Here is a 12118-nt window from a genome sequence, read left to right as displayed (position 1 = left end):
TATTGTCAAGAGGGTTCTGCTCACCCTGGTGGGCGTTTTTTCTGGCCACGCGAACGGAGAGGGAGAGCGCACGTGACGCGCAGCGTGTACGTGACCGGGATCGACCGCGGAGACGGCCGTCAGGTCGTCGAGCTGGGTGTCATGGAGCTGCTGACCCGGCAGGTCGACCGGGTAGGGGTGTTCCGTCCGCTCGTCCATCACAGCCCCGACCGCCTGTTCGAGCTGCTGCGTGCGCGCTACCGGCTGTCCCAGGACCCGGCGACCGTCTACGGCATGGACTACCACGAGGCCTCCGCCCTGCAGGCCGAGCAGGGCACGGACGAACTGGTCTCCACCCTGGTCGAACGCTTCCACCTGGTGGCGCGGGAGTACGACGTCGTGCTCGTGCTCGGCACCGACTTCGCCGACACCCAGCTCCCGGACGAGCTGTCTCTGAACGCCCGGCTCGCCAACGAGTTCGGCGCGTCGGTGATCGCTGTGGTGGGCGGCCGCAGGCAGACCGCCGAGTCCGTGCTGGCGGAGACCCGCAACGCCCACCGGGCCTACGAGAGCCTCGGGTGCGACGTGCTGGCCATGGTCGCCAACCGGGTGGAGCGCGCCGACCGGGACGAGATCGCCGCGCGGCTCGCGACCCGGCTGCCGGTGCCCTGCTGGGTGCTGCCCGACGAGCCCGCGCTGTCCGCGCCGACGGTCGCGCAGATCACCCAGGCCCTCGGCGCGAAGGTGCTGCTGGGGGACGACTCGGGGCTGGCCCGGGACGCGCTCGGCTTCGTCTTCGGCGGCGCGATGCTGCCGAACTTCCTCGCCGCGCTGACCCCGGGCTGTCTGGTGGTCACCCCCGGGGACCGCGCGGACCTGGTGGTGGGCTCGCTGGCCGCGCACAGCGCAGGCACCCCGCCGATAGCCGGGCTGCTGCTCACCCTGAACGAGGTGCCCAGCGACGAGATCCTCACCCTGGCCGCCCGTCTCGCCCCGGGCACCCCGGTCGTCTCCGTGCCCGGCACCAGCTTCCCCACCGCCGAGCAGCTGTTCTCCATGGAGGGCAAGCTGAACGCGGCCACCCCGCGCAAGGCCGAGACCGCGCTCGGCCTGTTCGAGCGGTACACCGACACAGCCGAGCTGGCCCGCCGGGTCTCGGCGCCGAGCAGCGACCGGCTCACCCCGATGATGTTCGAGCACAAGCTGCTGGAACAGGCCCGCTCCGACCGGCGCCGGGTGGTCCTGCCGGAGGGCACCGAGGAGCGCGTCCTGCACGCCGCCGAGGTGCTGCTGCGCCGGGGCGTGTGCGACCTGACCCTGCTCGGCCCCGTCGAGCAGATCCGCAAGAAGGCCGCCGACCTGGGCATCGACCTCGGCGACAGCCGGCTGATCGACCCGGCCACCTCCGAGCTGCGCGACTCCTTCGCCGAGCAGTACGCCCTGCTGCGCGCCCACAAGGGCGTGACCGTGGAGCAGGCCTACGACGTCGTCAGCGACGTCAACTACTTCGGCACCCTGATGGTCCAGGAGGGCCTGGCCGACGGCATGGTGTCGGGTTCCGTGCACTCCACGGCGGCCACCATCCGGCCCGCCTTCGAGATCATCAAGACCAGGCCCGAGGCGTCGATCGTCTCGTCGGTGTTCTTCATGTGCCTGGCCGACAGGGTGCTGGTCTACGGGGACTGCGCGGTCAATCCCGACCCGAACGCCGAGGAACTGGCCGACATCGCCATCCAGTCGGCGTCCACCGCCGAGCGGTTCGGTGTGGAGCCGAGGATCGCGATGCTGTCGTACTCGACGGGTACGTCCGGTTCGGGCGCCGACGTGGACAAGGTGCGCGAGGCCACCGAACTGGTGCGCTCGCGCCGGCCCGATCTGAGGATCGAGGGGCCGATCCAGTACGACGCCGCCGTGGAGCCCACGGTCGCCGCCACCAAGCTGCCGGGCTCCGAGGTCGCCGGACAGGCCAGCGTGCTGATCTTCCCGGACCTCAACACCGGCAACAACACCTACAAGGCGGTGCAGCGCTCGGCCGGGGCGATCGCCGTCGGACCGGTGCTGCAGGGTCTGCGCAAGCCGGTCAACGACCTGTCCCGGGGGGCGCTGGTGCAGGACATCGTCAACACCGTCGCCATCACGGCGATCCAGGCCCAGAACTCCGAGAACCCCGCGAACCCCGTCCAGCCCCCGAACGAGAAGGCGACCGTCCAGTGAGCTCCAGCCGCGTCCTCGTCCTCAACTCCGGCTCGTCGTCGGTGAAGTACCAGCTGCTGGACATGCGCGACCGCAGCCGGCTGGCGGTGGGCCTCGTCGAGCGCATCGGTGAGCAGTCCTCCCGGCTCAGGCACACCCCGGCGGGCGGGGAGTCCCGCGAGCGGACCGGACCGGTCGCGGACCACGACGCCGCCCTGAAGGCCGTCGCCGAAGAGCTGGCGAGGGACGGCCTCGGGCTGGACTCGCCCGAGCTGGCCGCGATCGGCCACCGGGTGGTGCACGGCGGCAAGTCCTTCACCCGGCCGACCTTGATCGACGAGGCGGTCCTGGCCGAGATCGAGCGCCTGATACCGGTGGCCCCGCTGCACAACCCGGCCAACCTCACCGGCATCCGCACCGCCCGGGCGCTGCGCCCGGACCTGCCGCAGGTCGCGGTGTTCGACACCGCGTTCCACACCACCATGCCGGAGTCGGCCGCGCGGTACGCGATCGACGTCAAGACGGCCGACGAACACCGCATCCGCCGTTACGGCTTCCACGGCACCTCGCACGCCTACGTCGCCCGGGCCACCGCCGAGCTGCTGGGCAGGGCGCCCGAGGACGTCAACGTGATCGTGCTGCACCTGGGCAACGGGGCGTCCGCCTCGGCCGTGCGGGGCGGCAGGTGCGTGGACACCTCCATGGGGCTGACGCCTTTGGAGGGGCTGGTGATGGGTACGCGCTCCGGAGACATGGACCCGGCCGTCATCTTCCATTTGATGCGTGTTGGTGGAATGTCCGCCGACGAGATCGACAATCTCCTCAACAAGAAGAGCGGTCTGATCGGACTGTGCGGTGACAACGACATGCGGGAGATCCGCCGCCGGGTCGACGAGGGTGACGAAGAGGCGCGACTCGCCTTCGACATCTACATTCACCGGCTGAAGAAGTACATCGGCGCTTATTACGCCGTGCTCGGCCGGGTGGACGCGGTGGCCTTCACGGCGGGGGTCGGGGAGAACGCGAGCCCCGTGCGGGAGGCCGCCGTCGCGGGCCTGGAAGGGCTGGGCCTGTCGGTGGACGGCGCGCTGAACGCAGTACGCGGCGACCGGGCGCGGCTGATCTCGCCCCGGAACGCGCGGGTGGCCGTGGCCGTGGTGCCCACGGACGAGGAACTGGAGATCGCCACCCAGACTTACGAACTGGTCGGAAAGAACAGCTGAGCGCCGAGCAACTCATTTGTATATTCCGCCAGACGGAATATTCCGTAGCGAAACAAACCGATAGGATCGCCCCATGCGCCGTTCGAAAATCGTCTGTACTCTCGGCCCCGCGGTCGACTCCCACGAGATGCTCGTCGCCATGATCGAGGCGGGTATGAACGTGGCCCGGTTCAACTTCAGCCACGGCACCCACGCCGAGCACCAGGCGCGGTACGACCGCGTCCGGGCCGCCGCCAAGGAGACCGGCCGGGCCATCGGTGTCCTCGCCGACCTGCAGGGCCCGAAGATCCGTCTGGAGACCTTCGCCGAGGGACCGGTGGAGCTGGAGCGCGGTGACGAGTTCGTCATCACGACCGAGGACGTCCCCGGCGACAAGCAGATCTGCGGGACGACGTACAAGGGCCTGCCCGGTGACGTCTCCCGCGGCGACCAGATCCTGATCAACGACGGCAACGTCGAGCTGAAGGTCCTGGACGTCGAGGGCCCGCGGGTGCGGACGATCGTCATCGAGGGCGGTGTCGTCTCCGACCACAAGGGCATCAACCTGCCCGGCACGGCCGTGAACGTGCCCGCGCTGAGCGAGAAGGACGTCGAGGACCTGCGGTTCGCGCTGCGGATGGGCTGCGACATGGTCGCGCTGTCCTTCGTGCGGGACGCCAAGGACGTGGCCGACGTCCACAAGGTGATGGACGAGGAGGGCCGCCGGGTCCCGGTCATCGCCAAGGTGGAGAAGCCGCAGGCGGTCGAGAACATGGAGGACGTCGTCGCGGCCTTCGACGCCGTCATGGTGGCCCGCGGCGACCTCGCGGTCGAGTACCCGCTCGAGAAGGTCCCGATGGTGCAGAAGCGCCTGATCGAGCTGTGCCGGCGCAACGCGAAGCCGGTGATCGTGGCGACCCAGATGATGGAGTCGATGATCACCAACTCCCGTCCGACCCGCGCCGAGGCGTCCGACGTGGCCAACGCGATCCTGGACGGTGCCGACGCGGTCATGCTGTCCGCCGAGTCGAGCGTGGGCGCCTACCCGGTCGAGACCGTCAAGACGATGTCGAAGATCGTCGCCGCGGCCGAGAAGGAACTGTTCTCCAAGGGCCTGCAGCCGCTGGTGCCGGGCAAGAAGCCGCGCACGCAGGGCGGCTCGGTGGCCCGCGCGGCCTGCGAGATCGCCGACTTCCTCGGCGGCAAGGGCCTGATCGCCTTCACGCAGTCCGGTGACACCGCCCGGCGCCTGTGCCGCTACCGCGCGTCCCAGCCGATCCTCGCCTTCACCACCGACGAGGCCACCCGCAACCAGCTCACCCTCAGCTGGGGCGTGGAGCCGCACGTGGTGCCGTTCGTCAACAGCACCGACGAAATGGTCGACATGGTGGACCAGGAGGTGGCCAACCTGGGCCGCTTCAACGCGGGCGACATCATGATCATCACGGCCGGCTCGCCCCCCGGCGTCCCCGGCACCACCAACATGGTCCGCGTCCACCACCTCGGTGGCGGCGACGGCAGCTGACGGCCCCCGCGAAGGCCCTGTACGGCGCTGAGGGCGCCCCCCGCGACGGGGGGCGCCCTCAGCTTTTCGCGGCTCCCGAACTGGCCTGTGCGGCCGCTCAGTCGGTCGTGTACAGGTGCATGCCGGGCACGTGCAGGTTCCCACCGAACTGGCCTGCCTGGGTCACCTTCACATTGGTGAAGTAGATCAGCGGGATGTTCAGGGGCGGCGGGCTGTCCGGGGTGAACGTGATCGGGATCAGACCGAACAGGTTGCCCGAGATGCTCTCGGTGTACATCACGGTGGCGCCGCCCCGGAAGGTGGACGTCGAGCCGGAGGCGGCCTGCACGTGGTACGTCTTGCCCGACAGCTTGTCCTTCACCGTCTGGTGCAGATCGCCGATGTCGACGCCGCCGGAGACCACGTACTTCAGCACCTTCTTCTTGGTGCCGTTGGCCGTCTTCACCTCGACGATGCCCTGGTAGTCGGCGCTCTTGAGCAGCAGCGAACTTGCGTTCAGGTACCAGGGGTCGTCCGGCAGCGGCACCTTGTTGTCGACGCCGCTCTCGTCGGTCGTGGCCGCCGGGCAGTCGGACGGGGAGGTGCTGGAACCGGCCGAGGGGCTCGGCGTGGCCGACTCCGCCGCCTTCTCGGCCGCCTTGGTGGCGTCCGAGACCGTCTTGGACGCCGTGTCGGTGGCGCCCTTCACGGTGTCCGTGACCGTCTTGGTGGCCTTGGAGGCGGTGTCCGTGAGGGTGCCGGAGGCACCGCCGCCCTTGCCGCCGCTCGACGAGGAGGAACTCGAGGACGACGACGATGACGAGGACGACGAGGACGACGCCGTCGACGCGGACGGGGTCGGCGTCGGGCTCGCGGTGGAGCCGGAGCCGGAACCGCTGCCGCCCGTGAAGATCCCGCCGATCGCGTTGCCGATCGTGTCGAGCAGGTTGCCGCTGCTCGGGGACGCCGACGGGGCCGGGGTGGCGGTGCCACCGGACGGCTTGTCCGACGTACCCGACTTGTCGGAGGTACCCGACGAGGACGGGGACGAGGCGGTCGGCGCGGGCGTGGCCTTGCCGCCGGAACCCGAATCCGACGAGGAGGTCTTGCCCGAGTCCTGCTTGGTGCCGGCCGACGCCGAGGGCGACGGCGTGGAGGCGTCCGCGGACTTGCTCGCGCTCGCCGAGGCGGAGGGCGACGGCGTGGCCGAGGGGTTCGCGGAGTCCTTCAGGGCCGCGACACAGTCCTTGTACTCCTTCGCCGTCAGGCTCTTCGACGACGGCGCCGCCGAGGGGTTGCCTGCGGCGAGGGCGAGAGAGGACGTGAAGCCCATGCCCACGAGCACCGCGGTCGGCATGGCCACCGTGGCGATCGCCTTGCCGGCCGGCATGTGGAACCTGGTGAACAGCGGCTTCTTGGGTGCCGCGTGGCGCGGCCCGGTTCTCACACGGGACTCGTCCACATCAGCCCCGTGGGTCACCTCGTCAGCCGGCACTGTGCCTCCCGTTCGCCCCGTTGGCCGGGCTCGTTCCTGACAGGTCGTTCGACTCGCTCCACGCGCCCGGACCCTGGTCGAGCGGAGCGGCCCCGGGGGCACCGCCCTCGCCCGGCGCGGCCTCGGGGGCCGCCTGCGGCTGCGGATCCGCGCCCGGCGCCCAGGCCACGGCCATCGCTCCGCCCACCAGGGCGAACAGGAAGCCCGCGACGAAGCCGCCGAAGTTGGACACGGGGAGGGACACCAGCGCCAGCAGGATCGACGCGACACCCGCGAAGACCCGTACGTGCTTCTGGAACCAGAGGCTGATGCCCAGAACGATGAGCAGCACGCCGATGATCAGGGATCCCGCTCCCGCGGTGGTGGCCATCGCCAGCGTCAGATGCCCGAGCTGGAGGTGGAAGTACGGGAAGTAGATGATCGGAAAGCCGCTGAGCAGGACGAACAGACCGGCCCAGAACGGCCGCGTGCCCCGCCATGCGCGGAACTGCGACCTCCGGCTGGTGGACGGGCCGGATGCGGCGGCAGGGGTCTCGGCGCTCATGGAAAACAGCTCCCTGGTGCGGCGTTGCTGTGGTGGTGATGTGCACCGCGCGTGAAGACGCGGCAGGAAGTGGACAGGCGGGGGCGCCAGAGGCTCCCCCGCCCGTCACCGAGTGCCTAGTAGCACTCCTTGGTACCCGTCGCCAGCGACATGTGCAGTCCGCTGAGCTTGAAGGTTCCGGCGGTGGTCGCCCACGCCGTCTGCTTCACGCCGACCAGTGTCGCCGAGTCGGCCTGCTGGGCGAAGCCGAACGGGTTGGCCTGCTCGCCCCCGCCCTTCATGCCCGGACCCTTGTTGGCGTCCTGGGCGGCCACACCGATGTCGATGTTGTTGAACGTCGCGTCGGCCTGCAGGTCGGCAACGTCGATGTAGATGTTGTCGGCCTCGACCGGCGTGCTGCCGCCGCCCGCCTTCAGGATCAGGCTGACCGATCCGAAGATCGGGATGTCCGGGGTGACCACGGACTGGCACAGGTTGGTGATCTCGGCCTTCTTGAACGCCGAGACCGCGACGGGGTGAGCCGTCTTCTTGCCGTCGAGCGTGTAGCCCGAGTCGATCGCACCGTACTGCTCGAAGCCGGTGCCCTCGAGCTTGTCGGCCGAGACCTTGAAGGACTGGCCGGACACGCTGAACGACGCAGCGAGAGCGCCCTGCGCGAGGGCGACACCTATACACGCCGTGGCGGCAACGCTGGGCACCATGACCACAGCGAACCGCTTCCATCTGGTCCCGCCACGCACCTGGGACTCCATATTTCCTCCTTCTCGGACGTACATCTCCGGCCCGGGCCCGCCACCGGTCGGCGGCTCGGCCAGGCAGGGATGGGAGAAGTGCTACGCCCTCGGGAAGGAGAGCGCCTGCACTCGGAGGCGCGTACCGCGCACCGATCACCGGCGATCACCCCCGAGCGACAACCACTGGTCGCGCCTGACACGCATCACGCACAACCTTGCTGGACAGGCTTCGCCGTACCGGCGAAGACCCCCCTGTCCGAGGAACGGCGCCACTGCCGCCGTCCCTGCTCGGTGGGGACCCAGAGTCTCCCGTGACCCAACCGGCTGTCGGGGTACGGGAATGGACCGAGCGTCGCCGATCGTGGTGCATTCTCGCCGCCCGCACAAGGGGCTTCGTTACTGGGTAGTAACGGCCGGATAACCGAACAACGACCCGACGGTCTCGAAGGGCGACGCTCGGTGGCAGTCGGGGGCGGAACAAAACTGTTGATCCGTGGACGGAATCAGACACATCAACGCCCAGGATTTACTGCGAGTAACAGCGGCCGCGTTTCCCAAGATTTGGCAAAGCGCGGCCGCCCTGACGACTCGTTGGCGAATCTTTCACTCCGGCATCACATGCCGTGACGTTTAGCGACTGGTCAGAACAACGCCCGCGCCAGCGCCCGTCGCGCCCCCACGACCCGCGGATCGTCGGCCCCCACGACCTCGAACAGCTCCAGCAGACGGCGCCGCACGGCATCCCGGTCGTCACCCGCTGTGCGCCGCACCGTCTCGATCAGACGTCCGAAAGCGTCCTCGACGTGACCGCCCACCAGATCCAGGTCGGCGGCGGCGATCTGTGCCTCGGCGTCGGCCGGCCGGTCGGCGGCCTCCTCGCGCACCCGCTGCGGGTCCGCGCCCTGCACCCGCTGGAGCAATTCGGCCTGCGCCAGCCCCAGTTTGGCCTCCGGGTTGGCCGGGTCGTCGCTCAGCACGTTCTTGTACGCCTGGACGGCCCCGCCCAGGTCTCCCGCGTCCAGCGCCTGCGCGGCGGCCTCCAGCAACGCGTCGTACGGTCCCGCCGGCACCTGCGCGGCCGCCACCGGGGCACCGCCCGGTTCCGCGTCCGGGTCGACGGACAGGCCGGTCAGCCCGAAGCGCTGCTCGGCGACCTGCACCAGCTGGTCCAGGGTCTGCCGGATCTGCTGCTCGGCGGCCGCGCCCTGGAAGAGCGGCAGCGCCTGCCCCGCCACCACGGCGAAGACGGCCGGGATCCCCTGGACCCCGAACTGCTGCATCAGCATCTGGTTGGCGTCGACGTCGATCTTGGCGAGCAGGAAGCGGCCGTTGTACTCGACGGCCAGCCGCTCCAGGACCGGGCTCAGCTGCTTGCAGGGCTGACACCACTCGGCCCAGAAGTCGATGACGACCGGTACCTCGGCGGAGCGCTGCAGGACGTCGCGCTCGAAGGTGGCCTCATCGACGTCGATGACGAGATCGGCCGGGGAGACGGCGCCGGCCCCACCCTGGCGGGCCGCTTCGGCGCGCGCCTGCTCGGCCTTGGTCTTGGCCTCCTGGGCCGCCTTCACCGCGGCGAGGTCGACGACTCCGCTCATGGACATGTTCCGTGGCTGCATGCGTCTATCCTCCCCCGTTCCCGCGCGTGAGTGAAAAGCGTTGTGAAAGCCAGGTCGGCGTACTGCGTCGGCGCCGGGTCCCCACCCCGCACCAGTGGTTTCGCTACGAGTCGTAGCGTAATGCCACCGGGAGCCTCCGCGACACCCCACCCCGGTGATCTCCCTCACGGCATCACAGGAACCGGCGGTTATGGTCGTGGGATGCACAGCCACGCCCCCACCGGCCGCGCCGGCCGCCCGCGCAGCGCCGCCGCGGACGCCGCCATCCTGGCCGCCACCCGGGAGGCCCTGGTCGAGCTGGGCTGGTCCAAACTCACCCTGGGGGACGTGGCCACCCGGGCCGGGGTCGCGAAGACGACCCTCTACCGCCGCTGGGCGGGCAAGAACGAACTCGTCGTGGACGCCGTCGCCGAACTCTTCGACGAACTCCGGCTCCCCGACCGCGGCAGCCTGGCCGCCGACATCGAGGGCGTGGTCCTGCAGTTCGCGGCGATCCTGGCCCGCCCGGAGGCGGCGAGCGGACTGATGGCGGTGGTCGCCGAGTCCACCCGCGACGACGCCCTGCGCGAGCGCATCCGCGCCTCCGTCGTGGACCGCCAGAAACGCCTCGTCCTGGAGGGCCGGGCCCGCGCCCGGGCCCGCGGCGAGCTGCCTCCCGACAAGGACCCCGGCGAGGCGGCCCGCACGGCCGACCTGATCTTCGACGTGGTGGCGGGCGCGGTGGTCCACCGCACCCTGGTCAGCGGCAAACCGGCGGACGAGGAGTGGGTGCGCGAATTCACCCGACTCCTGCTCCTCGGCGTCACCGGGGCACCCTAGGTTTCCGGCCCCGGCGCCGTACCGCTCAGAAGCCCGCGGGCTCCGTGTACACGCCCCACTCGTCCCGCAGCACCCCGCAGATCTCGCCCAGGGTCGCCTCGGCGCGTACGGCGTCCAGCATCGGCCCGATCATGTTGGCGCCGTCACGGGCGGCCGCGAGCATGGCGTCCAGGGCCGTGCGCACGGCCGCCTCGTCACGCGCCGCCCGCCGGGACCCGAGCGCCCGCACCTGCTCCCGCTCCACCTCGTGGCTGACCCGCAGGATCTCCAGGTCGCCGGTGACCGAGCCGGTGTGCACGTTGACGCCCACGACCCGCTTGTCCCCCTTCTCCAGGGCCCGCTGGTACTGGAAGGCGGACTCGGCGATCTCCCCGGTGAACCAGCCGTCCTCGATCCCGCGCAGGATGCCCGAGGTGATCGGTCCGATGGGGTGCCGTCCGTCCGGGTGCGCCCTCAGCCCGCGCTCCCTGATCCGCTCGAAGATCTTCTCCGCGTCGGCCTCGATCCGGTCCGTCAACTGCTCGACGTACCACGAACCGCCCAGCGGGTCGGCCACGTTGGCGACCCCCGTCTCCTCCATCAGCACCTGCTGGGTGCGCAGCGCGATCTCCGCCGCCTGCTCGCTGGGCAGCGCGAGGGTCTCGTCCAGGGCGTTGGTGTGCAGCGAGTTGGTCCCGCCGAGCACGGCCGCCAGCGCCTCCACCGCCGTACGCACCACGTTGTTGTACGGCTGCTGGGCGGTCAGCGAGACCCCGGCGGTCTGGGTGTGGAAGCGCAGCCACTGCGCCTTCTCGGACTTCGCGCCGTAGACGTCCCGCATCCAGCGGGCCCAGATGCGGCGGGCCGCGCGGAACTTGGCGATCTCCTCGAAGAAGTCGACGTGCGCGTCGAAGAAGAAGGAGAGCCCGGGCGCGAAGACGTCGACGTCGAGGCCGCGGCTGAGCCCCAGCTCGACGTACCCGAACCCGTCGGCCAGCGTGTACGCCAGCTCCTGCGCGGCCGTCGCGCCGGCCTCCCGGATGTGGTAGCCGGAGACGGACAGCGGCTTGTAGGCGGGGATGCCGGCGGCGCAGTACTCCATCAGGTCACCGATCAGCCGCAGATGGGGCTCGGGCTGGAAGAGCCACTCCTTCTGGGCGATGTACTCCTTGAAGATGTCGGTCTGGAGGGTGCCGTTGAGCACGGAGGGGTCCACGCCCTGCCGCTCGGCGGCGACGAGGTACATGCAGAAGACGGGCACGGCCGGCCCGCTGATGGTCATGGACGTGGTCACGTCACCCAGCGGGATGTCCTTGAACAGGACCTCCATGTCGGCGGCCGAGTCGATGGCCACCCCGCAGTGCCCGACCTCGCCGAGCGAGCGCGGGTCGTCGGAGTCGCGGCCCATCAGCGTCGGCATGTCGAAGGCCACGGACAGACCGCCGCCGCCCGCCGCGAGGATCATCTTGTACCGCTCGTTGGTCTGCTCGGCGTTGCCGAACCCGGCGAACTGCCGGATGGTCCAGGTCCGCCCCCGGTAGCCGGTCGGATGGAGCCCGCGCGTGAAGGGGTACTCCCCGGGCCACCCGATCCGCTCGAACCCCTCGTAGGTGTCCCCGGGCCGTGGCCCGTAGACCGGCTCCACGGGATCACCGGAGAGCGTCGTGAAGTCGGCGTCGCGCTTGCGCGCCCCGTCGTAGCGGGCCTGCCAGCGACGGCGGCCGTCCTCGATCGCGTGAGCATCCATACCCACGAATTTACTAGGACGTCCAAGTAAATGTCGATGGCTGACCGCCGCACGTGACTCGTACGGCGGTGGAGGCCGGGGTGTCCAGTGCTGTGGCCGGAAAGGTCTGCCGAGAAGCTCGCGGCGTCCGGTGCTGGGGGCACCTCCCACGCCGTTCAGGCAGTGGGGGAACATCGCAAGGCGGAGCGTCGCCCGCGTACCGGATGTACTCGGGTGATGCGACAACGCGGCGTGGGGGTACCCCCGGCCGAAGGCTGGAGGAGTACCGCGCCGGGCGCCGCGAGCCGGCGAACCCTTCCGGTC

9 protein-coding genes are annotated in these 12118 nt (G+C 70.2%); 4 read left to right on the top strand and 5 right to left on the bottom strand.

Going from position 1 to position 12118, the window contains the following annotated elements; genetic code table 11:
- The first annotated feature begins 72 nt into the window (after positions 1-72).
- The 3 genes from pta to pyk all read left to right on the top strand — a co-directional run bounded on the left by pta (position 73) and on the right by pyk (position 4899).
- Positions 73-2193 carry a phosphate acetyltransferase gene (gene pta, locus ACFYMM_RS34375; protein WP_388394015.1) on the top strand — a complete coding sequence of 707 codons (2121 nt, stop codon included), beginning with the start codon at positions 73-75 and terminating at the stop codon, positions 2191-2193.
- Positions 2190-3395 (top strand): acetate kinase, encoded by a 1206-nt coding sequence (locus tag ACFYMM_RS34370; RefSeq protein WP_388394012.1) that lies wholly within the window; start codon positions 2190-2192, stop codon positions 3393-3395. The genes pta and ACFYMM_RS34370 overlap by 4 nt, the downstream gene beginning before the upstream one ends.
- 73 nt (positions 3396-3468) lie before the next feature.
- Positions 3469-4899, top strand: a complete 1431-nt coding sequence (pyk, locus tag ACFYMM_RS34365; RefSeq protein ID WP_388394009.1) for a pyruvate kinase — start codon at positions 3469-3471, stop codon at positions 4897-4899.
- A gap of 97 nt (positions 4900-4996) precedes the next feature.
- Here the strand turns inward: pyk and ACFYMM_RS34360 are convergent, their stop codons facing one another.
- The 4 genes from ACFYMM_RS34360 to ACFYMM_RS34345 form a co-directional block, all read right to left on the bottom strand.
- Positions 4997-6373 (bottom strand): hypothetical protein, encoded by a 1377-nt coding sequence (locus ACFYMM_RS34360; RefSeq protein ID WP_388394006.1) that lies wholly within the window; start codon positions 6371-6373, stop codon positions 4997-4999.
- Positions 6363-6917, bottom strand: coding sequence for a DUF6114 domain-containing protein (locus ACFYMM_RS34355; protein ID WP_388394004.1), 555 nt, complete (start codon positions 6915-6917; stop codon positions 6363-6365). Before ACFYMM_RS34355 ends, ACFYMM_RS34360 begins: the two co-directional genes overlap by 11 nt.
- 116 nt (positions 6918-7033) lie before the next feature.
- The gene (locus ACFYMM_RS34350) at positions 7034-7669 is read right to left on the bottom strand and encodes a DUF6230 family protein (RefSeq protein WP_388394001.1); all 636 of its coding nucleotides are present in this window, start codon (positions 7667-7669) and stop codon (positions 7034-7036) included.
- A 623-nt stretch (positions 7670-8292) separates the two neighbouring features.
- Positions 8293-9270 (bottom strand): tetratricopeptide repeat protein, encoded by a 978-nt coding sequence (locus tag ACFYMM_RS34345; protein WP_388393998.1) that lies wholly within the window; start codon positions 9268-9270, stop codon positions 8293-8295.
- A 201-nt stretch (positions 9271-9471) separates the two neighbouring features.
- Between ACFYMM_RS34345 and ACFYMM_RS34340 the strand changes: the two genes are divergently transcribed.
- Positions 9472-10089: a TetR/AcrR family transcriptional regulator gene (locus ACFYMM_RS34340; RefSeq protein WP_388393995.1), complete on the top strand. Its 618-nt coding sequence runs from the start codon at positions 9472-9474 to the stop codon at positions 10087-10089.
- 25 nt (positions 10090-10114) lie between these two features.
- On the opposite strand, the gene ACFYMM_RS34335 is transcribed toward ACFYMM_RS34340, so the two are convergent.
- A complete protein-coding gene (locus ACFYMM_RS34335; protein ID WP_388393992.1) occupies positions 10115-11815 on the bottom strand; it encodes a methylmalonyl-CoA mutase in 1701 nt (566 codons plus the stop codon).
- Between the last annotated feature and the right edge of the window lie 303 nt (positions 11816-12118).

This window comes from Streptomyces sp. NPDC006739 (assembly GCF_042869815.1).
Lineage (GTDB): Bacteria > Actinomycetota > Actinomycetes > Streptomycetales > Streptomycetaceae > Streptomyces.
Note: the sequence above shows the minus strand (reverse complement) of the source record. Positions and strands in the feature narration are given on the sequence as shown.